We start from the raw sequence: 21,683 nt of genomic DNA, 5'->3' as shown, positions 1-21,683 counted from the left end.
TTTAGATTATTAAATTACAAAAGTTCTTTACAATACTTCAAAAACCCATAAAGCCAGGGAAAACACAATAAATAATAAAACAATAGCTTAGCAATAAACTTACGAGGGGGCGAAAGTTTCGCAGTATGTTTTTACAGAATTTAATACAATGAAAATTAAATTCTTTTAAACAAAATACTTTAAATTCCTATCTTTTCTTTATAGAAAAGGTTCAGCTTCATTTTTATTTCCTGCTCGCTGGATAGCGTAATGAGCTCTTTGGAGAATGCCTTTATTTCCTTGTGATTAATTGTGCGGATGATCTGTTTTATCTTGGGGAAAACATTTGGTGTAACTGAAAGCTCATCTACTCCCAGCCCGATAAGCACTGCCGATGCAAGCGGATTAGATGCCATCTCGCCGCATACACTTACTGTAATATCATTCTTGTGTGCAGCCGTTACAATCTTGCTTATTGCTCTAAGCACTGCCGGATGAAACTCTTTGAATAAATCCGAGATAAGCTCGTTGCCTCTATCCACTGCAAGTATGTACTGGACTAAGTCGTTTGTGCCTATGCTGAAGAAATCAACTTCCTTAGCAAACTCCTCTGCAAGGAAAACTGCAGAGGGAACTTCAATCATCATACCGACAGGTATATTTTTATCATAAGGAATCTTCTGCTCGCTTAGTTCTTTCTTTACTTCTTTTAAGATCTTTCTTGCTTCACGGATTTCCGGAATGGATGAAATCATCGGGAACATGATCTTAACATTCTTCTTTGCAGATGCAACAAGAATTGCGCGAAGCTGTTCTTTAAAAATTTCAACTCTGTCTAAACAGATTCTGATTCCTCGCCATCCAAGAAATGGATTTGCTTCCTTGTGGGATGTAGGTAAGAGTTTATCACCGCCGATATCATATGTTCTTATTGTGACAGAGTTAGGATGCGTTACATTTGCAATGTGAGTGTACTCTTCAATCTGCTCTTTTTCAGAGGGGAAGTCGCCCTTCTCAATAAATAAATGCTCGGTTCGGTAAAGACCTATTCCGCAATGCGCGTAGGTAGTAACGAAATCAATTTCTTCATCGAACTCAATGTTTGCAGTTACTTCAATTTTCTTGCCGTCAAGTGTTTCCGATGGCAAATCGATTACTTCAAAAAGTTTTCGTTCGTACTCTTTGTACTCAGCAAGTTTTGTAACATAGTTTTCAATTGTATCATTTTTCGGGTGACGGATTACAACTCCGTCGTAACCGTCAATTATAATAAGCTCGCCGGTAGTTACTGCGTGGGAAATATTTTTCATACCCACAACTGCAGGGACTCTCAGCGCGCGGGAAATAATTGCAGCGTGCGAAGTAATGCCGCCCACATCGGTAATGTAACCCTGGACTTTTCTTTTGCTGAATAAAATTGTATCGGCAGGCGTAAGCTCGTGAGCAACTATAATTGAGTTCTCTTCAACTTTTGATACAAGCTTCTCGCGTTTCATATTGCGGATAACTCTGTTCTTCACGTCGTTTATATCGGAAAATCTTTCCTTCATATATTCATCTTCGGCAGCTAGTAAAATTTTACCGAGCTTCGATATCTCATCGTCAAAAATATAACCTGCTGTTCTCTTTTCTCCTATGATTCGTTTTACAACTCCTTCAAGAAAATATTTGTCGTTAAGGATTTCAAGCTGTGCATCAAATATCTGCGACTTCTTCTCTCCGATTCTTTCTTTGGAGATTGCATAAATTTTATTCAGTTCCTTTACCGAAAAATCTATCGCTTTCTTAAACTCATCAAGCTCCTTCTCAACGTCTCCGTCGGCAATATTTCCTGAGTTAATTTTTATCTGATTACGGGTGTAAACGTAAGCGTGCCCTATGGAAATTCCGGGCGATGCTGCGATACCTGTATATATAATTTCTTTATTGGACATTCTTTCGTATCATTTATTTTGCTTCAAGCTCTTTAAGCATGTTTTTGGCGTTCTCGTTTCCGGGATTAAGTTCGAGTGATTTTTTGTAGTTCTTTATTGCAAGCTCCTTATTGCCGTCCAGCATATATGCCTCTCCAAGTGAATCATATACATTGGAAGATTTAGGAAACATCTTAACATTTAATTCTAAAACTTTTATGGCATCTTTAGTTCTTTTGCCCTGCAGAAGGTCGTATCCAAGCACATTTAACTGTCCTTCCTTAAAATTATAATCATCAAATGATTTTTCTTTCGCTTCATAGTATCTTTTAATAGCTTCGTCAACATTTTTTTCAAAAGTTATTCCAAGCATTTCATCGCCGATGGATTTTCTTGCCTTATCTATTCCGAGTACTTCAACATCAAAAATCAAAGTTGAATTCGGTGGTATAACATTACCTGAACCTTTAGTACCATAGGCAAGATTTGGAGGGATAATGAATCTGTATTTATCTCCGATTTTCATTAGAGCAATACCTTCATCCCAGCCCTTGATTACCTGACCTTCTCCGAGAACAAATTCCAGCGGTTCATTTCTATCGCGTGAAGAGTCAAACTTCTTTCCGTCAAGCAAGTATCCGTCGTAGTGAACAATGGCAACCATTCCCGCAACTGTAGGTTTATCTCCCGTTGCACTGACTACAATATATTTTAATCCTGATGCAGTTGTAACTGTATCACTCTGCGCATAGGAAAACTTTACTGCGAGTAATATTATTAAAAAAGTTAAAAGTTTCTTTATCATTTTAGTTTTACTGTTTTTATTTTGTTTTTTACTTCTTACGGATAACCATAAGCCCGTCTCTCACAGGTAATAGAATATTTTCAACTCTGTTGTCATTCATTATTTTTTCATTGAACTTGCTTAGCGCTTTTGTATCGTCATCCATTTCTTTTTCATCGAGCAAAATTTTACCGCTCCATAGTACGTTATCTGCAAGGATTATTCCTCCCGCATTAATTTTATCAAAAACCATATCATAATAATTTGCATAGTTCGTTTTATCGGCATCTATAAAAACGAGATCAAATTTATGGTCAATCTTTGGAATCAGCTCAAGCGCATTTCCCGTTAGCTTTTTTATCTTGCCTGCAACACCTGCTTTATCAAAATATTTTTTATTGATAGCTTCCATCTCGCTGTTGATATCAATAGTATAAAGCTTACCGCCGAACTCAAGTCCCTCACACAGACAAATGGCAGAGTAACCTGTGTATGTTCCGATCTCAAGAATATACTTCGGCTTTATCATCTTGCTTATCATTGCAAGTATTCTTCCCTGAATATGTCCGCTGAGCATATTTGGCGAGGCAACGTTTGCATGTGTTTCTTCATTAAGCTCGCGCAATACATCGTTTTCAGGTGATGTGTATTTATCGGCGTAGTCCTGTATTTTCGAATCTAAAAAATCCATTATTATATTTTAAACTGTTTGCATTCCTTTTGATTTCATGAACCAAGTTAGCTGCCCTATATGCATAGGCTCATGCCTTATTGCGTGGTGAATTACAACTCTGTTATCTGTCTTGCCCGAAAAATTAATTCCCATTTTATTTGCTTCATCCAGAAAAGAATCAGGTAAACTTCTCAGATACTTCATCGCTTCTTCGTGAGTTTCATCTAAAACTCTTAGCACTTCACTGTATTCAGGTTTAGATTTTATTTTCTTAGGATTCATTCCGAATCCGTATTCATTCAGCCACTCATATTTATTCATTGGATTTCCAATAGCATTACCAAGCAAAAAACTTTCTGCCCATATAAGATGAGCTACAATCCAGTATGGAGAGTTCAGTTCCTTCCCGTTCACAACAATGTTTTCGTGAATATCTTTTTCCTCAATTTTTGAAATGAATGATTTTGAGAGGGCGCGGACAGATTCAAAAGTATCCGCCAATATATTGCACTCGGATTTAGTGCTCATGAATTTAATTAATTAAAAAATTTGGACATAATCTTATTAAGTTATCAATTTTAATTTGCTTTATCAATAAATATTATTTAGTTTTTATTATGAATGTATTCACTTCGAAGAAACTTCTTGCCATTCTTCTTCCCGCAGCAATCGGCTGGCTGTTTTGTTTTGCTGCTTTTTATTTATTCAGAGAGTATGGAGTCGTGTTATTTGCAATAGTACCTACCGGAATTGGAGCTCTGTCATCTTTTCTTATATCCTATAACAGCGATACTGAATACTGGGAGTCATTCCGCACTTCCATTTTTTCACTGTTAATATTTTTAGCCGGTATTGTTGTGTTTGCTATTGAAGGAATCATTTGTGCCGTGATGGCTTTTCCTTTCGCAGCCGTTGCAGTCCTTATGGGAACATGGATTGGATATATAATTGCAAATTCTAAATTTTTAAAGAGGAAACCTCAGATTATAACGATTCTGATTATCATTATTCCGTTGCTTATGAGCCTTGAGAGCAGATTGATTAATAATGAAGATGTCTTTTCGGTTACAACTTCTGTTGAAATAAACTCCTCTCCCGAAAAAGTCTGGAAGAACGTAGTTATTTTTCCGAAGTTAGATGAACCTACTGAGTTATTGTTCAGAACAGGTATAGCTTACCCGATCAATGCCGAAATTGACGGTAACGGAGTCGGAGCAATAAGACATTGTAATTTTTCTACCGGAAGTTTTGTAGAACCAATTACTGTTTGGAATGAACCTAATCTTTTAAAATTCAGTGTTACAAATCAGCCCGACGCAATGAAAGAGATTAGCCCTTACGATATACATCCAGATCATCTGCATGGATATTTCGTTTCTAAAGAAGGCCAGTTCAAATTAACAAAGTTAGATAACGGTCATACATTATTAGAAGGAACTACCTGGTACACGAACAGAATTAAGCCGGATTTTTACTGGACGCTCTGGAGCGACTATATTGTTCATAAAATTCATACAAGAGTTTTAGAGCACATAAAAAAGCAATGCGAGAATAACTAAAGTACATTTTCATTAATTGCACCTATATATAAAAATGTTTAATTTCTATAGATGAAATCTCTTACATTAAATATACCGGATTCCTTAGACATAGATGATAAAGAATTAAGCATGATGCTTGCATCCAAACTTTATGAGCAAGGAAAGCTTTCCCTGGGTCAAGCTGCGGAACTTGCCGGTCTTTCGGTTAAAACATTTTCCGAGCTCCTTGGCAGATATGGTGTTTCTATATTTAACTATCCCCCTTCTGATTTATCCCACGATATAAAAAATGCCTGAAATTATAATTTCAGATACCAGTTGTCTTATATTACTATCAAAAATAAATGAGCTGGAAATCCTTAAAAAACTTTATAACACTATTTACATAACAGAAGATGTGCTTAAAGAATATGGCTTAAAAATTCCACCCTGGTTTAATGTGCAGTCACCTATTGATAAAACGAGACAGCAAATTTTAGAAATTCAGTTAGGAAAAGGAGAAGCAAGTTCTCTTGCGCTCGCAATAGAATTAAAAGATAGTGTTTTAATTTTAGATGATTATAAAGCCAGAAAGATAGCGAAATCATTAGATTTAAAATTTTCCGGAACCTTGGGAATATTAATAAAAGCTAAAAAGAATGGACATATAAAATCTTTAAAATCTATTTTGGAAAAACTTAAAAGCAATAACTATTTTATATCTGAAGAACTGGAATCATACGCTTTAAAAGAATCTGAAGAATTATCTTAACCCCATGCAAAACTTCTTCCGCCTTCGCGAGAACAACACAACCATCCGCATTGAAGTGCTTGCAGGAATAACATCGTTCCTTGCATGCATGTATATTATAGTCGTGAACCCTGCCATTTTAAAAGATGCAGGAATGCCGTTCTCTGCCGTACTGACTGCAACCGTTCTCGTCTGCTTCTTTTCAAGTGTTGCAATGGGACTTTATGCTAACAACCCAATCATCGTTGCTCCCGGCATGGGCATAAATGCATTCTTCACTTACACTGCTGTTATCGGTATGGGTATGAGCTGGCAGGCAGCGCTGGGGACTGTATTCTGGTCAGGCGTTATTATAATGCTGCTCTCGTTTTCCAATATACGCGTTCATATTCTTCAGGCAGTGCCGCATTCAGTTCGTATGGGTCTTGCTTCGGGCATCGGTTTATTCATCGCTCTCATCGGACTTGAAAACTCAGGCTTCATTATTGCAAATAAAGCAACTCTTATTTCCAAAGCTCCTCTGAATGCAATGACGGCAACGTTCTTAGCCGGACTTGCAGTCACTATAATTTTAGTTATAAAAAAAGTCCCGGCCTCTCTTATCCTCGGAATCGTAATAACTACAATTCTATCAATTCCCATAGGGAGATTATGGGGAGATGCCTCAGCAGTTAACTTCGGGACAAAGACTCTTGTTACATTTAACGGCATTTTCGCCCCACCCGATTTTTCATTATTTATGAGTATGGATTTTATCGGAGCGCTTAAGTTCTCCGCCATCGGAGTAATATTTACTTTTGTGTTCGTAGATATGTTCGATAGCATTTCAACATTTATGGGAATTGCCGAAGCGGGCAACCTGCTTGATAAAGACGGTCAGCCAAGAAACGTAAAGCAGTCATTAATTGTCGACGGTTTCTCTTCCGTTATCTCGGGAGTGTTCGGAACCAGCGCAGGCACTGCTTATATAGAGTCAGCTACGGGTATCCGAGAGGGCGGAAGAACGGGACTGACGGCCGTTGTTGGGGGATTGTTATTCCTGCCTTGTATGTTTTTCTCACCTCTGCTTTCTATCGTTCCTGCCATTGCAACTGCGCCGATACTTATTGTGGTAGGAGCGTTGTTTATGATTCCGATGACACGACTTGACTGGACAGATTTTGAAATTTCATTCCCTGCCTTTATTGCAATGATAATGATACCTTTCTCTTTTTCAATAAATGAAGGAATTGTTTTCGGACTGCTGAGCTATACAATTATAAAGTTAGTCCTTGGTAAATACAAAGAGCTCACTCCAATGCTTATTGTGCTGGATATAGTTTCAGTGATATTTCTGATTTATAATTAATTCTTCCGACTATCAAAAATCGGGAAAAACATAAAATCGCAAATTCCGGAAGATTTCAGAATTCATTATTCGTATTCCTTGCCTTTTCCGGCAACTACCAACGGTCAACTAACAACTTCTCTCTCCGCACTAATTTATTTCTTGAGGTTATTTTACCTTATTGGTATGTTATAAATATTTCTGTAAAAAATCCCAAACCTAAAACATCATGACACAGGAAGAAATCAAATCTGCTAATGAAGAATTAATGTCCCTTCAAGAGGAATCTCAGAAAATAAGAAAAAAAATGGTAGAGATTGGCGCTAAGCTGGGTGATACTATCGTTTCTCAGGATTATGAGTTTACATCTCTTGACGGCGGCAAAGTAAAGCTCTCTGAAATGTTCGGAGATAAAAAAAATCTTTTCGTAATTCATAACATGGGCAAGAGCTGTCCGTACTGCACTATGTGGGCAGACGGTTTCAACGGAATGTATAAATATATTGAAGGAAGAGGGAAGAGCGCTTTTGTTTTAATGGCAGGTGATGACCTGGAAACTCACAGAAAATTTAAAGAGTCACGCGGATGGACTATGACAAGCTACTCTGCAAAGGAAAATGATTTTACGAAGGAGATGGGTTTCAAAAGTCCCGATGACGAGAACTTCTGGCCGGGAGTATCTGTATTCGAAAAAACAGAAGACGGAAAAATAAGAAGAATAAATAAAGAGTGGTTCGGACCTACGGATATGTACTGTCCCGTATGGCATTTCCTTGAACTGCTGCCCCATGAAAATTTAACAGAGAACTCTTAGATAAAAATAATGACTGAAGAAGAGAAAAAATCCATACATAAAGAGCTTAGAGAACTTTACACTGAAATCCATGAAAAGAGAAAAAAAGCAATTGAACTGACTGCAAAGCTTGGAGATACAATTGTCTCACAGGACTACGAATTCACTTCCACTGATGGCGGCAAAGTAAAGCTATCGGAAATGTTCGGTGGACATAAAAATCTTTTTGTAGTTCATAATATGGGAGGAGCGTGTTCGTTCTGCACTATGTGGGCAGACGGCTTTAACGGAATGTATAAATATCTTGAGAGCCGCGGCAAAAGCGGATTTGTATTAATGGCAGGTGATGAAATCGAAGCGCATAAGAAATTTAAAAATTCACGTGGCTGGACTTTCCAAAGCTGCTCCGCAATTGAAAATGATTTTTCAAAAGAAATGGGATTTCAGAATAATGCAGGCGGAATAGAACCGGGCTTATCTGTATTAGAAAAAACCGACGACGGAAAGATAAGAAGAATTAATCAGGATTTTTTCGGACCAACGGATATGTATTGCTCGGTCTGGCGTTTCCTCGAACTTCTTCCCGATGAAAACATTAAAAAAGATTTTTAATTAAATGAAAATAATAATCCCGGTAGTACTCCTGTTAATTATTTTAATTTCATCAGATAGTTTTTCACAGGCACAGAACGGACAATTTGTAAAAGATACTAAGTCCGGATGTCTTGTATGGAACGATGTAGATGCAGCAATGACTGTAACCTGGAGCGGCAGCTGTAAAGACGGCTACGCAGACGGCAGCGGAACATTAACGTGGTTCGATAACAATAATATCGTGGCCACTTACATCGGTGAAATGCAGAAAGGATACGTAACAGGAAAAGGAAAATATATTTACGAAGGATGGGGAAGCGCTGAAGGAAATTTCGTAAACGGCACTCTGCAGGGAAACGGAAAAATTTTAATGTTAACAGGAGGTAAGCTTGAAGGAAATTTTGTTGACGGAGAGCTGTTGGATTTAGATGCCTCTTACTTAAACAAGCTTAAGAAAATAGATTCAGGAATAGAAGATACACAGGAGATTTACAGAGGTAACGGAACACTTTTTTATTACGCACTGGCTCCTCAAAATGTAAAAGGAGTTTTAGTTCTCCTGCCCTCAACAGGTGAAGGCGCGGAGAATGTAATAAGCTGCAATAAAAAACTTATGCATCTGTGTTATGATAACAATATTTTGTCAGTGGTTCTTTCAACCAATTATAATAAAGGTCTTGAAGCGGATACTGCTGCGATGAATTTTTTGAACACAACATTTTCCGATATAATAAAAAAATATAATGCGCCTGCTGATAAGTTTATTTTAAGCGGACTTTCTCTCGGAGGAGAAAATGCTCTTCAATATACTGAGATTTCACGTAGCGGGAAATTTTATACAAGCATTAAACCGCTTGCCGCAATTGGTGTTGATCCTCCCGTAGATATGGCAAATTTATATGACAGAGCCAAAGAGGAAATAGCATTATATACAAGAGACAGCGCTAATCTGACTGATTCAAAAAAAGCTGCACTCAACGAAGATTATTTTTTAATAGATTACTTTGATAAACTGTACGGCGGCTCGCCAAAGGAAGTCCCTGAAAAATATGTTGAAGGTTCACAATACTCGCTGAATCATCCTGACGGAGGGAATGCAAAATATTTAATTGATGTTCCAATAAGAATATATACTGACCCCGATATTTCCTGGCAGATGAAATATAAAACCAGGGATTATTATCACATGAACTGCGTTGACCAGTCAGCTATGATAAATTTTTTACAGATAAGCGGGAACACTCGCGCAGAATTTATTCCTGCCCTGGGCAAAGGGTATAGATTAGACGGCTTAAGGCATCCGCATTCATGGTCAATTGTAGATGCAGATGAATGCATTACATGGATGTTAAATTTAATTAAATAATACAAATTGGAAAATCCGGCTTCAAAAATACTCGCAAAGCAATATGCTGATTCTTCAGGCTGGGCAGACTGGATTATAAATTCTCTTTCAGATGAAGATTTAAGAAAAGAAATTAATCCTGGTAAAAATCACGGAGTGTGGCTGCTGGGTCATTTGATTACTTGTGAAGATGATTTTGCTTTATTCATGGGAAAGGGAGAAATAACCTATATGGATTATCATAATATGTTTGCTGAAAATACAAAACTGCAATCAGTTGATAATTACCCTCCTGTTTCCGAGATGCGAAATAAATGGAAAGAGATGGTTGAAAAGAATAAAAAAATTTATGCAGAACTTACCGATGCCGAACTGAATGAACCGCAGGCACAATTAACAGGTGAAAATGATTTTTGCAAAACAAAGGAAGATGTCGCTAGCCATTGGCAAGTACATTTAATGTATCATACAGGTCAGTTAAGTGTTTTAATGCCTAAATCTAAATCATAGATAAATTTAAAATGGAAAATCCTGTTTCAAAATATCTTGCAGCGCAATACGATTCCATGATAAACTGGGTTAACGGAAATATTGACCCGCTTACTGATGATGAGTTAAAAATGGAATTATCTCCGGGAAAGAATCACGGTATATGGATACTCGGGCATTTAATTGTAAGCGATGATGACTTTTCTCTTTACATGGGAAAAGGTGATTTATTGTTTCCTGAGTATTACGAAATTTTCGGTGCTAAGAGTAAATTACAACCGGTAGAAGCTTATGCACCTGCCTCCCTGCTGCGAAAGCAATGGAAAGAAGTAATTGAAAAAAATAAAAAAATATATGCAGAGCTTACCGATGAAGAATTGAAACAGTCGCATGCAAAAGTGGATGAATTTGAAAACGATTTTTTTAAAACAAAAGAAAATATTGCCAAGTTCTGGCAGCTGCATCAGATGTATCATGCAGGACAGTTATCAGTACTGGTATCAAGAGCAGGCAAAGCTGCGTATTAAAATATTAAATCAAAAATGAAATCTTATAAATTAATTATTTTATTTCTTTTAACATTTTCATCAATAATTGCTCAGGTAAAAGACCCTGAAATTACGACTATATTAAAAGATAAATTTTTAGATAAGTCAGGTAATCCGTTAACGGGAAAAGGAATTATAGTAGGAGATATGGATTCCGGCATCGATATTTTTCATCCGTTCTTTTTCTTTGCAGACGGAGGAGAATTTAACTGGATAGATGTAAACGGGGACGGGAAATTTACGGCGGGAACAGACGGAGTTGACTTAAACAACGACGGCAAAATTTCAGACAACGAAATATTAAATTATCTGGAAATTACCGATAAGACTTTTGGTCCGTTTAGAATATCGGACAGAAGTGTTTATAATCCCGATATGGATTTTCTTTACAACGATAAAAACAAAAACGGCAAAAGAGATTTTGGTGAGCAGGCGGGATTTTCCGAAAGCGACCCCACTTACGGCGAACAATTTTTTATTCCGTCAAACTTTGAAGCTAAAGAATTAGTTGCCGGAGAAAAAATAATCGGCTTAAAAACATCTAAAGTAATTTCTGTAAGACAAAAGGACGGGACAATAAGAAGAAGAGGAACTGACCTTATTAAAAATGAAAAAGATGATTTCAATCACGGAACAGGTGTAGCAGGTATAATTCTCGGGGGAATCGGAGGATTGCATAAGCTTCACGGTATTGCACCCGATGCAGAACTTGTAATGGCAGATATTGCTTATGATTATACTCCGCGATTTGTAAAAAACTTTCCTGACCTAATGAAATTTTTAAAAGATGAAGGCGCAAACACAATGTTATTTGAAGACGGCGAATGGTCATGGGAGCCGATGGACGGCACAACTCCGGAAGAAGTTCTTGCGCGTCAGTATTGCGAAGAAGGCTATCCTGTTGTAACTGCAACGGGAAATCTTGCTGCTGCTCGATGTGTATTTGATGACTCATTAAAAACAAACGGAAAATATTCTTACACTGTCTCTGCATCAGGCAGCGTAAGCGGAAAGCCAAATGACGGAGTTTTTGTGTCTTTGCTTTGGAACGGCAATCCGGGTGATTTTAAAACACTGGATGTTATAGGTCCCGACCTTCAGACATACAGCATTCCTACAAGCGGCAGCGGATTTATAAAAAAAGACTGCAGAATTTCTTATCAGTATTCAAAAAGTGAAAAGGGAAATATGCTGCTCTCTCTTGGCTTTTACCGAAAAGACTCAGCAAGAGTAAACGGTGACTGGACGATTAACATAGAGCCAAAAAAAGATTTTGTAATGCGCGGCAATGTAAATGATGTGGGACAGTCATGGGGCGGTGAAACACACTGGAAATATAAATTCTCCAATGAAGGAACGCTTACATTTCCTGCAACTGCTGACAGCACAATTAAAGTCGGCGCTTATGTTGTAAATTTTGCTTGGGACAATGCTAAGGTTGGCGATGTTGCGACTTACAGCGGAAGAGGAAGGTCAATCACAGGTGATTTAGGAGTTGATATCTGCGCGCCGGGGCACTCAACTTTTTCTACAGGAGAAAATTTTTCTTACCAGACGTTCAGCGGAACAAGTTCTGCAGCGCCTCACGTAACCGGATTAATAGCTCTGATGCTTCAGTATGATAAAACTCTTACCAATACGCAGATAAAAAGTATAATAAAAAATACGGCAATACAGGAAGATAAAATGGGCAAGCTTCCGAATATTACATGGGGCTGGGGCAAGCTCAATATCCCCGGTGCTTTAAAATCTTTAACAGGAAATTAAAAATTTAAACTATAAGGAGAAATAAAATGTCTATCGCTCCAATAAATTTTCAAAAATGGATTGAAGAAAACCGTCATCTTTTTAAACCGCCCGTAGGGAACAAATGTATTTACGACGGAGACTTTATCGTGATGGTTGTGGGCGGACCGAACTCAAGAAAAGATTATCACTTTCAGGAAGGTCCAGAATTTTTTTATCAGATAGAAGGCGATATTGAAGTTGGAATAGTTGAAGACGGCGTTCAGAAAATTGTTCCGATAAAAGAAGGGGAAGTTTATTACGTACCTTCGAGAGTGCCACACTCACCGAGAAGACCTGCGGGAACAGTTGGCTTAGTAATAGAAAGAAAAAGAAATGAAAATGAGCTCGACGGTTTCCAGTGGTATTGCGAAAACTGTCACGAAAAATTATACGAAAAGTTTTTTAAGCTCACTGATATTGTAAACCAGCTTCCGCCGTTACTTGAAGAGTTTTATTCATCGGAAGAATTAAGAACATGTAAAAATTGCGGAACAGTTATGTCACCTCCGGTGAAACTGTCATGAAGATAGATTTACACACACACATTCTTCCTGAAAACTGGGCGAACCTGAAAGAGAAATACGGCTACGGCGGATGGGTAAATCTTGAGCACCACAAACCGTGCTGCGCAAAGATGATGATTGACGGAAAATTTTTCCGTGAGATTGAAAGCAACTGCTGGGACCCCGTTACCCGTATTCATGAATGTGATTCGCATAAGGTAAATATGCAGGTGCTTTCCACTGTGCCCGTTATGTTCAGCTATTGGGCTAAGGCGGAAGATGCTTTGGACCTTTCAAAATATTTAAATGACCATATTGCGGATATTGTAAAAAATTATCCCGACAGGTTTATAGGACTGGGAACTGTTCCTATGCAGTCACCTAAGCTTGCCATAAAAGAAATGGAACGATGTATGAAGGAGCTTGGTCTTGCAGGGATAGAAATCGGTTCACACATAGAAGCAAGCGCAGACCCTCATGATAAAAGGGGAGAGTGGAATCTTAATGATGAAAATCTTTTTGAATTTTTTCAGGCAGCGGAAGAGTTAGGCGCAGCAATCTTCGTGCATCCCTGGGATATGATGGGAAAGAAGGAAATGCCGAAGTACTGGCTTCCGTGGTTAGTCGGTATGCCTGCTGAAACTTCAAGAGCAATATGCTCAATGATTTTCGGCGGAGTTTTTGAACGATTAAAAAAATTGAAAGTCTGCTTCGCTCATGGCGGGGGTTCGTTTCCTTTTACAATCGGAAGAATTGAACACGGATTTAATGTAAGGCCTGACTTATGCGCAGTCGATAACAACGTAAACCCAAGAGAGTACATAGGGAAGTTTTATCTGGATTCACTTGTTCATGATAGGGAAGCTCTGAAGTATATTGTAAACCTCATGGGAGAAAACAAGATTTGTCTTGGTTCGGATTATCCTTTTCCATTGGGAGAACATGTTCCGGGAAAACTTATTGAAGGAATGGATTTTACAAATGAACTGAAGGAAAAACTTTTATGGAAAAATGCTGTGGAGTTTTTAGGAGTTAAGCTATAGTTATTTTTTTTACTGTTTCGATGTTTATATTGTGACCGCCGTTGAAAATATGCTGTTCAAATTTAATATTTTTTTCGTACAGTAAATTCACGCTACTCTCAAAATTTTCTTTTCTTACGCTTTTATCTTCATCACCGTAAACGCAGTGAATTTTCATCTTTTCTGATTTTGATTTCAGTAAATCAAAATCTATATCTTTTGGAATATCAGAGGAATGAATTATCAATATATTCGCTGATACTTTTCCCGTTGCTGCCCAGCGTGTGACAGTAGAGCCTCCCTGTGAAAATCCCAGCAAAATAATTTTTTCCGGTTTCTTTTCTAAATCATTTAATACCTCTGTAAAAACTTCATCAAGATAATTTACGTAATCGTTTATTTCATTCTCCCTGTCTTCAGAAGTCATCCATGAGGCGCCGATGTTGCCGTAAAATCCTTTTGTATAAAATCTCGACAGTCCCTCAGGAGAAACAATCAGAGTATTTTCATCATCAATCATTTCAAACTCTTTTAAAAAATGAAAAGCGGGCATACCGTATCCGTGAAGAACGAACATTAATGTATCCGGATTTTTATTCTGTGATGAAAGAAAATATCTTGCGGATTTTTTTACTGAAATATTTTTTGAAATGATTTCCATAATTCAAATTATAAATTACGGATTTTTTTTGAAGTGTAAATCGTGGGGTTTTATAAAATAAAAATTCTCCGCCTGCTTGTATACTCTCGCACAATATACAAAGCAAGCAGAGAATGATTTTGGATTTAAGCTTACCGGAGACTAGTTTTTACAATCCTCGCACAAATTGTAAATTTAACCTCTAAGTTTCTAATGCTCCGGTGCTTACCCCTTTTTATAAACTTTAATACAAAAGATAAAAGATGTAAAGTAAAATAATCAGAAGCTTCAGTACAATGGTATCTATCAGAGTCTTCTTGACTTTCACCTTAACCGTATCTAAAAGCAATTCCATTATCATTTTAATTTATTGATTCAAAAATATAAAGAATATCTCCGTTTTAAAAATCGAAATTTCGCTAAAATTAGATTGCAAAAACCAGGGTTTTAAGTGAAATATTGAATTTCTGGCTTATTTTTCAAGTTTTTATGTCTCTAAAAATTAGATTTAGATTAACATTTTTACTGCCTATTTTGTAAAATAATTTATATTAAACACTTAAAAATTAATTGAAAACTTCATCCACAGATCTGTTTTTTCTTATAAAAACGCTTACTAAGGCGGAAAGGGCGTATTTTAAAAAATATGCGAAGAGGTTCGGTGATGAAGATACTTTATCGTTAAGATTATTTGAAGAAATTGAAAAGCAAACTGAAGGCGATGAGGACTACAACGAAGATATTATAAAAGAGAAGCTAAATAAAATTCAAAATGTTAATCAGCTCTCCGTTGCGAAAAATTATTTGTATGATCTTGTTTTAAAGAGCCTGCTGAATGCACAGAGTGAAAAATCGCTTGATGATAAATTTGATAAGTACATTGCACAGGCAGAGCTTCTTATGAATAAAACTTTGTTTGAGCAAAGTATGAAGATGCTGAAAAAAGCAAAGAAGATTGCGTACGAATACGAAAATTATACAAAGCTTTATACAATTCTTCAGATAGAAAAAAATCTTTACTTTGAAAAAGTTTATCCGAATATAGAAAAACTTCAGAACGATATTTTTCAGGAAGAGCTTCACTGCCTTAATACTTTAAAGAAAAAATCCGAGATTCAGAATATAAGCTCGCAGATAACCTCTTTAATGGCTAACAACGGTTTGCTTCAGGATGAAAAAGCGCTCAAAAAAGCTAAAGCGATAATGGCTCATCCTTACCTGCAAAAAATGGATGAGAATGAATCCTATACATTCAAAGTTTTTTTCTATCACATTCATACTACATATAATTCAATCATTACAAATTTCGAGAAGACTTTTACTTACATGAAACAATTTCTTGAGATGGTTGAGAGTTATCCGCGTCAGATAGAAAGGAAGGCAACTAATCTTTTGAATGTTTCCTATAACATGATGGTGGCCTGCACTTATTGCGGAAAGTATGATGAATTTTTTTATTATCTCGAAAGGTTCCGTACTATTCCTGAGCGTTATAAAATTCTCAGTACAGAATACGTAAAGACTTATATGTTTCTTTCGTTCAAGTTAGAGCTGATAGTTTTTTTTGAGACGGGACAGTTTGAGAACGGAGTAACGCTGGCAGAATCTATTGAAAGAAAAATCGAAGCGCAGCGTTCGAAGCTACGGGCTACAGAAATAATGCAGTTTTATTTTTTTATATCCTGCTGTTATTTTGGCATAGGTGATTTTAAAAATGCTCTTAAGTGGATTAATAAGTTAATTAATTTCGGCGAGCCTGACCAGAGAAAGGATTTGTATATGCATTCGAAATTATATAATCTTGCAATTCATTACGAGCTTGATAACAAAGAGCATCTGGACTATTTAGTAAAAAGCACTTATAAATTTTTTAAGGATAGAAAAAAACTTACAATGTTTGAAAAAATTGTCTTTGATTTTTTTAACACAATAAACGATAAGATCACAAAAAAAGAAATTACAAATTCATTTGAAGAGCTGTACTTTAATTTAACCCAGCTGCAGAAGAAAAAAACAGATTTAACTTCGTTCAGATTTTTTGATTATGTTAACTGGGCAAAAAGCAAGTTCAGTAATGCATCATTCAAAGATTTAAAGGTGCAGTCAGTGTTAAAATCTTGAATATCTCCGGATATAAAAAAATAATTATTCTTGGCAACGGCGGAAGCGGTAAATCAACCCTCGGAGATACACTTTCAAACAGATTAAAAATTCCTGTATATCATCTGGATCAGCTTACATTTAATTCTAACTGGACTGCAATTTCGGAAAAGGAATTTATTGATAAGCTAAAAGGTATTCTTAATACTGAACAATGGATTGTAGAGGGATGGTCATTCAATTCTACAATTCCTATGAGAGCGGATGCAGCGGATTTAATTATATATCTTGAGTTCAATATATGGCTTTGTTACTGGTATGCGCTGAAGAGACATCTTCAATATACATTTAAACAAAATCCCTATGACCCGCCCAACAGCAACATCCGGAAGAAGACAAGAAGAATGATAAAGGCAATGTGGATGGTGCATAAAGTATATGAGCCGCAGTTAAGGGAATTACTCAAGCAATATTCAGAGAGTAAAAAAATTATAAGAGTTAAGAACAGAAAAGAATTAAACCAAATTTTTAAATGAGTTCAGATTTACCTATAGAAATTCTTGAGGCTAATACAGACGATATAAGAATTATAACCGAAATTGCCTTCCCCGCATGGGAGGCAACGTATCTGAAAATTGTTTCGCAGGAGCAGTTTGATTTTATGTATAACGATATGTACTCAGATGAATCATTGCGCAAACAATTTTCCGAGGGGCACAGGTTTTTTATTTTATACGAGAAAAAAATTCCTGCTGCGTTTTTATCGTTTGTACCTGTAGAAAATATTATTCGCATTCCGAAGCTTTATGTTCATCCTTCACATCAGAAGAAAGGTTTAGGAAAAATTTTATTAGATAAGGTCGAAGAGATTTGCAAAGGGAAATATGAGGCTATCGAACTTAATGTAAACCGATATAACCCTGCGAGATTTTTTTATGAGAAGCTGGGGTTTAAAATCATTTCTGAAATTGATGTTCCTATTGGTAAATATTTTATGAATGACTATATTGTTAGAAAAGAAATTTAACGCCAAAATCTTTTGATTTTGACTCGGAATTACAAAAGTTTCGCAAAAATTTAAAGAGTGAAAATAATTCCATGCGAAAACAGTTTTTTATTTTTGCATTATGTAAAGCTGAAAATAATCTCTTATTAAAACAGCAAAATAATTGAACAAAATCTGAACATTTTTATTACTTTTTCTAATTTTTATTTTAATCAAAAACATCTGTTAAAATATAAGTCCGATGCCCGTACAGACCGTAATAATAATTGTCGCAACCATAATTACCTTATCCATTACGATTGCCTTCATTAAAATTTTTACACGCAACTCAAGCGAGACAAAAGCCATTCAGAAAAAAGCCGATGACTACGAACAAAATTTTCAATCCGCAATTTTTGCAACGGCATTAATTGTAAGCGTGATTAAATCCTATTCTGTGGGAAGAAGCGAAATGAGAGTTGACCTTCGTCTTGAAGTCAGACCGCCGGAGGGAGAACCTTACCTCGCAACCACTTCATGGATGATTGATAACTCCGAGCTTGCATTTATAAAAGAAGGCGATACAATTCAGGTGAAGATAGATGCAAAAGATTCTTCTTTAATCTATCCGACTTTTTCGAAGAGTAAATTCTGGTTGTGGAGCTAGTTTTAAAAAAATTAAACGCAAAGAACGCTAAGACTTTTCGCAAAGAACGCTAAGTTCAGATGTTTTTTTCTATACTTCTTTGCGATCTTTGCATTTAAAGTTTATGTGTATCCAAGTTTATTTCACAAGCACCATTTTCTTAGTCTCTGAAAATTTCCCTGCTGTTATTTTATAAAAATAAATTCCGCCTGCTAAATCAGCTCCGTTAAATGTAACATTATAACTTCCTGCCTCCTTCATTTCATTCATAATTTCTTCAAGTTCTCTTCCCTGTGCATCATAAATTTTTATCGAGACAAATTCCGTTTCAGGAATTGAAAAATTTATTTTCGTTGACGGGTTGAATGGATTAGGATAGTTCTGCTCAAGCATAAAGCTTTTTACATCGGTAACTTCATTTTCAAATCCTGTTATCGTGCCGCCGCCGTCAGTTGTTTTTAATATCGTTCCGTTATCTCCAACAACGTAGCCCGTGTTATCATCAAGATAAAAGAATGTTGCATTCAGGTTTACATTCGTTCCGCTTTGCTGTCTTCCGAATGTAACGCCTCCGTTCGTTGATTTTAATATCAATCCGTTATTACCGGGAACATATATTCTGCTGTCATTATTTACCGAGTACTCTATTGCATTTAATTTAGCAGTTGTACCTGTTGGAAGTGTCATCCAGTTAGCGCCTACATTAGTGCTTTTTCTTATGAGTCCGTTTGCCCCTACAAAAATCATTGGAGAGTTAAACAAAGGAACTCCGTACAAATTTTCCGTTGTGCCGCTTGCAAGAGATGACCAGTTCTGCCCGAGTCCTGCTGACCTCAAAATTGTTCCGTTATCTCCAACTGCCAGCTGATTAAAAATTCCCGTGACTGCGTTTAAATTTACATTTGTCACCTGCGGCAGCAACGCCCAGGTTAAGCCGAGATCAGTGCTTCGTATCATTGCTCCTGAATCTCCGACTGCAATAAAATTAAATTCTGAAATATCTTTTAAAGTTTTAGTTGTCGGCGATGGAATTACATTCCATACCAGTGAAGAAAGTGTAGTGCGAACTATTGTTCCGTTTTTACCGACAGCAAGTATAGGCGAAGTAGTCTGCTCCATAAAAATAACTGCATACAAAGTATTCGTTGTTCCGCTGTTCTGCTGAATCCATGTTGTGCCGCCGTTAGAGGTATAAAGTATAAGTCCGTCTTCACCGCAAGCCCATACTATATTTTCGTTACCGTGGTTGAAGTTTACTCCGTACAAATTTTTTGTTGTTCCGCTGTTTTGCTGAAACCATCCCGCAAATGAAATTTTTGCAAATAGGAGAATGAGAAAAATAAATTTAAATTTCATATAAAAAATTTAATAAATTATAGGCGGATAAATTATCCGTTTTGCGGGGAGGATGAACTTGTAGATTTACTTATTACTCTTCAATAATAATTTATTTAAAATTATTTTGAAAGATGAATTTTATTTCATTAAAATTTTTTTCAGCGACTTACCGACACTCTTAGACGGCTTCGGTATATTCAAAATTTCCGATACTGTCGGAGCAATATCGCACTGAGAGTTATATTCATCGGTCTCTCCGTGCTTCACGTTCCAGCCGCACCATAGGAGCGGTACGTTCCTGTCATATTTATAAACGCTGCCGTGAGTTGTGCCTCTGCTCATATTCCATATCCAGTTTGAATCTAAAACCATAAACACATCGCCCGATTTTTCTTTAACAAAACCGTTATATATTAATTTAGAATTTTCACCGCTGTAGATTCCTTTATCTATTCCAGCAAAAGTATAAGTTTCATTTATACCTTCATAATTTTTTAGATAGTCACAGATTTCATTTTCAATATTTTCCAAAGATAAGTTTTTAGCATCCAGCACTTTTTTATTCAGATAAATTTGTAAATTCTGAATCCATACCACATAATCATCGTCGCCATATTTTTTTCCAAGATAAGTTTCAATTGAATCCTGTAATTTTTTTGTGTTAATATTTCCCGCCTCCACTCCAATGCTTTTTAAATATCCGGGAGCGGATGCAGCAGAATGATCTGAGGTGAGAAATATCAAGGTGTTCTCCATACCAATATTTTTATCAATGTAATCAAAAATTTCAGTGAGGTCTTTATCCAATCTTAAATATGTGTCTTCCAGTTCAATTGAGTTGGGTCCGAAGTGATGGCCGACTTTATCAGGGAAAGAAAAACTCACACAAAGAAAATCCGTGGATTTTCCCTTTCCCATTTTCTCATTTTCTAAAACTGTTAGCGCAAGTTCTTTTAAAATAGAGTTTCCATATGGAGTATAAGCAAGCAGCTCAGGATTTTTACTTCTCAGCGCCGGCAAGTCATAGGGAAACACCGGTGACTTTATTCCTTTGTATAACGATTCCCATGGCACGCTGTCTGCAGTGCTTTCAGTATATGTTTCTATAGGATACAGAGTATTCCATGACTGACTCAAATAAAAATCATTAAGATTTCTGTTATTAAAATTATTAAGCCATATAGGAAGCTCATTCATGTAATAAGAGGATGTAATAAATTTTCCTGAAGCATCGTTGAACCAGAAAGATTTTCCCAGATGTCCTCCGGGAAAAATCGAACCCCTGTCTTTTATTGAAATGCTTAGAACTTTGGAATTCGAGTCTGATTTTTTTAATTCATCGGTAACTGTTGAAGAAAGAATATTTACAGGTGACATTTTTTCTTTTGGAGAATCTATCCCCACTGCTGTGACTGATTTATCATCGGCGCAGTAAACAATTTTATTGTTTGCTCTGTCGTACCATTCATTTGATATTATTCCGTTTAAAGAAGGGAGTGTACCTGTATATATGGATGTATGTCCTGCAGCAGTAACGGTAGGAACGTATTCATAGTAAGAATTCTTAAAATAAAATCCGCTGCTTAGTAATCTTTTAAATCCTGTCTCGGAAAATTTATTAACAAAACGGGAGAGATAATCGTTAGACATCTGGTCAACTACAATGCCTATAACTAATTTTGGTTTTTGAGATTTTTGTTTGGAAGTCTGAGAGTAAGAATTTGCGCAGAGAAATAAAAATAATAAGAGGAGTATTGTTTTATGAGGGAGTAGATGTTTCAATGTAATCGGAAAATTAAATCAACAATACGAAATGTATATAATAAACGTGTTAACGTATAATCAAATTTATGTCAATTGTTATTAGATTTTATGCCCCTGATAAAATCAAATTAAAAAATTTTGTCTGCCAGTTTTATTAAAATTACAATGGCATAGATTAATA

The 21,683-nt window shown here is 36.4% G+C and carries 23 protein-coding genes; 16 read left to right on the top strand and 7 right to left on the bottom strand.

The genetic code is table 11. The features are described 5' to 3' along the window. Positions 1 to 179 precede the first annotated feature (179 nt). Genes ptsP through JST55_08020 form a run of 4 tightly spaced genes read right to left on the bottom strand, consistent with a single transcriptional unit; the run spans position 180 to position 3,850 of the window. Positions 180 to 1,913 carry a phosphoenolpyruvate--protein phosphotransferase gene (ptsP, locus tag JST55_08035; protein MBS1493444.1) on the bottom strand — a complete coding sequence of 578 codons (1,734 nt, stop codon included), beginning with the start codon at positions 1,911 to 1,913 and terminating at the stop codon, positions 180 to 182. Positions 1,914 to 1,926: 13 nt separating this feature from the next. Next, positions 1,927 to 2,697 carry an FKBP-type peptidyl-prolyl cis-trans isomerase gene (locus tag JST55_08030; GenBank protein MBS1493443.1) on the bottom strand — a complete coding sequence of 257 codons (771 nt, stop codon included), beginning with the start codon at positions 2,695 to 2,697 and terminating at the stop codon, positions 1,927 to 1,929. A 28-nt stretch (positions 2,698 to 2,725) separates the two neighbouring features. Further along, positions 2,726 to 3,367: an O-methyltransferase gene (locus tag JST55_08025; protein ID MBS1493442.1), complete on the bottom strand. Its 642-nt coding sequence runs from the start codon at positions 3,365 to 3,367 to the stop codon at positions 2,726 to 2,728. A 9-nt stretch (positions 3,368 to 3,376) separates the two neighbouring features. Further along, complete coding sequence (locus tag JST55_08020; protein MBS1493441.1) at positions 3,377 to 3,850, bottom strand: DinB family protein; 474 nt, start codon at positions 3,848 to 3,850, stop codon at positions 3,377 to 3,379. Positions 3,851 to 3,966: 116 nt separating this feature from the next. On the opposite strand from JST55_08020, the gene JST55_08015 reads away from it, so the two are divergent. The 12 genes from JST55_08015 to JST55_07960 all read left to right on the top strand — a co-directional run bounded on the left by JST55_08015 (position 3,967) and on the right by JST55_07960 (position 14,050). After that, positions 3,967 to 4,908, top strand: a complete 942-nt coding sequence (locus tag JST55_08015; protein ID MBS1493440.1) for a hypothetical protein — start codon at positions 3,967 to 3,969, stop codon at positions 4,906 to 4,908. Between the two features lie 51 nt (positions 4,909 to 4,959). After that, positions 4,960 to 5,187 carry a UPF0175 family protein gene (locus tag JST55_08010; protein MBS1493439.1) on the top strand — a complete coding sequence of 76 codons (228 nt, stop codon included), beginning with the start codon at positions 4,960 to 4,962 and terminating at the stop codon, positions 5,185 to 5,187. Continuing rightward, a complete protein-coding gene (locus tag JST55_08005) occupies positions 5,180 to 5,641 on the top strand; it encodes a DUF3368 domain-containing protein (GenBank protein MBS1493438.1) in 462 nt (153 codons plus the stop codon). The genes JST55_08010 and JST55_08005 overlap by 8 nt, the downstream gene beginning before the upstream one ends. Before the next feature lie 4 nt (positions 5,642 to 5,645). Beyond that, complete coding sequence (locus tag JST55_08000; GenBank protein MBS1493437.1) at positions 5,646 to 6,968, top strand: NCS2 family permease; 1,323 nt, start codon at positions 5,646 to 5,648, stop codon at positions 6,966 to 6,968. 208 nt (positions 6,969 to 7,176) lie between these two features. After that, complete coding sequence (locus JST55_07995; protein MBS1493436.1) at positions 7,177 to 7,761, top strand: DUF899 family protein; 585 nt, start codon at positions 7,177 to 7,179, stop codon at positions 7,759 to 7,761. A 9-nt stretch (positions 7,762 to 7,770) separates the two neighbouring features. Continuing rightward, positions 7,771 to 8,352 carry a DUF899 family protein gene (locus JST55_07990; protein ID MBS1493435.1) on the top strand — a complete coding sequence of 194 codons (582 nt, stop codon included), beginning with the start codon at positions 7,771 to 7,773 and terminating at the stop codon, positions 8,350 to 8,352. 4 nt (positions 8,353 to 8,356) lie between these two features. Further along, positions 8,357 to 9,700, top strand: coding sequence for a hypothetical protein (locus JST55_07985; GenBank protein MBS1493434.1), 1,344 nt, complete (start codon positions 8,357 to 8,359; stop codon positions 9,698 to 9,700). 6 nt (positions 9,701 to 9,706) lie between these two features. Next, complete coding sequence (locus JST55_07980) at positions 9,707 to 10,189, top strand: DinB family protein (protein ID MBS1493433.1); 483 nt, start codon at positions 9,707 to 9,709, stop codon at positions 10,187 to 10,189. A gap of 11 nt (positions 10,190 to 10,200) precedes the next feature. After that, a complete protein-coding gene (locus tag JST55_07975) occupies positions 10,201 to 10,695 on the top strand; it encodes a DinB family protein (protein ID MBS1493432.1) in 495 nt (164 codons plus the stop codon). Between the two features lie 15 nt (positions 10,696 to 10,710). Then, the gene (locus tag JST55_07970) at positions 10,711 to 12,483 is read left to right on the top strand and encodes a S8 family serine peptidase (GenBank protein MBS1493431.1); all 1,773 of its coding nucleotides are present in this window, start codon (positions 10,711 to 10,713) and stop codon (positions 12,481 to 12,483) included. Between the two features lie 26 nt (positions 12,484 to 12,509). Then, positions 12,510 to 13,028, top strand: coding sequence for a 3-hydroxyanthranilate 3,4-dioxygenase (locus JST55_07965; GenBank protein MBS1493430.1), 519 nt, complete (start codon positions 12,510 to 12,512; stop codon positions 13,026 to 13,028). Beyond that, a complete protein-coding gene (locus JST55_07960; protein ID MBS1493429.1) occupies positions 13,025 to 14,050 on the top strand; it encodes an amidohydrolase in 1,026 nt (341 codons plus the stop codon). The genes JST55_07965 and JST55_07960 overlap by 4 nt, the downstream gene beginning before the upstream one ends. Here the strand turns inward: JST55_07960 and JST55_07955 are convergent. Further along, entirely contained in the window at positions 14,040 to 14,690 is a 651-nt protein-coding gene (locus JST55_07955; GenBank protein ID MBS1493428.1) for a dienelactone hydrolase family protein, read from the bottom strand. The genes JST55_07960 and JST55_07955 overlap by 11 nt on opposite strands. Positions 14,691 to 15,239: 549 nt before the next feature. On the opposite strand from JST55_07955, the gene JST55_07950 reads away from it, so the two are divergent. From JST55_07950 to JST55_07935, 4 genes are all read left to right on the top strand, one after another. Continuing rightward, positions 15,240 to 16,790, top strand: coding sequence for a hypothetical protein (locus tag JST55_07950; GenBank protein ID MBS1493427.1), 1,551 nt, complete (start codon positions 15,240 to 15,242; stop codon positions 16,788 to 16,790). Continuing rightward, a complete protein-coding gene (locus JST55_07945; protein MBS1493426.1) occupies positions 16,787 to 17,305 on the top strand; it encodes a hypothetical protein in 519 nt (172 codons plus the stop codon). The genes JST55_07950 and JST55_07945 overlap by 4 nt, the downstream gene beginning before the upstream one ends. Further along, positions 17,302 to 17,796, top strand: a complete 495-nt coding sequence (locus tag JST55_07940) for a GNAT family N-acetyltransferase (GenBank protein ID MBS1493425.1) — start codon at positions 17,302 to 17,304, stop codon at positions 17,794 to 17,796. Before JST55_07945 ends, JST55_07940 begins: the two co-directional genes overlap by 4 nt. 220 nt (positions 17,797 to 18,016) lie before the next feature. After that, the gene (locus JST55_07935; GenBank protein MBS1493424.1) at positions 18,017 to 18,421 is read left to right on the top strand and encodes a hypothetical protein; all 405 of its coding nucleotides are present in this window, start codon (positions 18,017 to 18,019) and stop codon (positions 18,419 to 18,421) included. Between the two features lie 117 nt (positions 18,422 to 18,538). On the opposite strand, the gene JST55_07930 is transcribed toward JST55_07935, so the two are convergent. Then, positions 18,539 to 19,756: a T9SS type A sorting domain-containing protein gene (locus tag JST55_07930; protein ID MBS1493423.1), complete on the bottom strand. Its 1,218-nt coding sequence runs from the start codon at positions 19,754 to 19,756 to the stop codon at positions 18,539 to 18,541. A 120-nt stretch (positions 19,757 to 19,876) separates the two neighbouring features. Next, positions 19,877 to 21,520 (bottom strand): alkaline phosphatase family protein, encoded by a 1,644-nt coding sequence (locus tag JST55_07925; protein MBS1493422.1) that lies wholly within the window; start codon positions 21,518 to 21,520, stop codon positions 19,877 to 19,879. Positions 21,521 to 21,683: the final 163 nt, after the last annotated feature.

It is taken from the genome of Bacteroidota bacterium (assembly GCA_018266835.1).
Classification (GTDB): Bacteria; Bacteroidota; Ignavibacteria; order Tepidaquicellales; family Tepidaquicellaceae; genus JAFDZO01.
This window is presented reverse-complemented; position numbering and strand designations above follow the sequence as displayed.

What these genes read in the sequence shown, in the direction of transcription:
- ptsP (MBS1493444.1), bottom strand. Translation starts at nt 1,913, where the DNA reads ATGTCCAATAAAGAAATTATATATACAGGTATCGCAGCATCGCCCGGA.
- JST55_08030 (MBS1493443.1), bottom strand. Translation starts at nt 2,697, where the DNA reads ATGATAAAGAAACTTTTAACTTTTTTAATAATATTACTCGCAGTAAAG.
- JST55_08025 (MBS1493442.1), bottom strand. Translation starts at nt 3,367, where the DNA reads ATGGATTTTTTAGATTCGAAAATACAGGACTACGCCGATAAATACACA.
- JST55_08015 (MBS1493440.1), top strand. Translation starts at nt 3,967, where the DNA reads ATGAATGTATTCACTTCGAAGAAACTTCTTGCCATTCTTCTTCCCGCA.
- JST55_08010 (MBS1493439.1), top strand. Translation starts at nt 4,960, where the DNA reads ATGAAATCTCTTACATTAAATATACCGGATTCCTTAGACATAGATGAT.
- JST55_08005 (MBS1493438.1), top strand. Translation starts at nt 5,180, where the DNA reads ATGCCTGAAATTATAATTTCAGATACCAGTTGTCTTATATTACTATCA.
- JST55_08000 (MBS1493437.1), top strand. Translation starts at nt 5,646, where the DNA reads ATGCAAAACTTCTTCCGCCTTCGCGAGAACAACACAACCATCCGCATT.
- JST55_07995 (MBS1493436.1), top strand. Translation starts at nt 7,177, where the DNA reads ATGACACAGGAAGAAATCAAATCTGCTAATGAAGAATTAATGTCCCTT.
- JST55_07990 (MBS1493435.1), top strand. Translation starts at nt 7,771, where the DNA reads ATGACTGAAGAAGAGAAAAAATCCATACATAAAGAGCTTAGAGAACTT.
- JST55_07985 (MBS1493434.1), top strand. Translation starts at nt 8,357, where the DNA reads ATGAAAATAATAATCCCGGTAGTACTCCTGTTAATTATTTTAATTTCA.
- JST55_07975 (MBS1493432.1), top strand. Translation starts at nt 10,201, where the DNA reads ATGGAAAATCCTGTTTCAAAATATCTTGCAGCGCAATACGATTCCATG.
- JST55_07970 (MBS1493431.1), top strand. Translation starts at nt 10,711, where the DNA reads ATGAAATCTTATAAATTAATTATTTTATTTCTTTTAACATTTTCATCA.
- JST55_07965 (MBS1493430.1), top strand. Translation starts at nt 12,510, where the DNA reads ATGTCTATCGCTCCAATAAATTTTCAAAAATGGATTGAAGAAAACCGT.
- JST55_07960 (MBS1493429.1), top strand. Translation starts at nt 13,025, where the DNA reads ATGAAGATAGATTTACACACACACATTCTTCCTGAAAACTGGGCGAAC.
- JST55_07955 (MBS1493428.1), bottom strand. Translation starts at nt 14,690, where the DNA reads ATGGAAATCATTTCAAAAAATATTTCAGTAAAAAAATCCGCAAGATAT.
- JST55_07940 (MBS1493425.1), top strand. Translation starts at nt 17,302, where the DNA reads ATGAGTTCAGATTTACCTATAGAAATTCTTGAGGCTAATACAGACGAT.
- JST55_07935 (MBS1493424.1), top strand. Translation starts at nt 18,017, where the DNA reads ATGCCCGTACAGACCGTAATAATAATTGTCGCAACCATAATTACCTTA.
- JST55_07930 (MBS1493423.1), bottom strand. Translation starts at nt 19,756, where the DNA reads ATGAAATTTAAATTTATTTTTCTCATTCTCCTATTTGCAAAAATTTCA.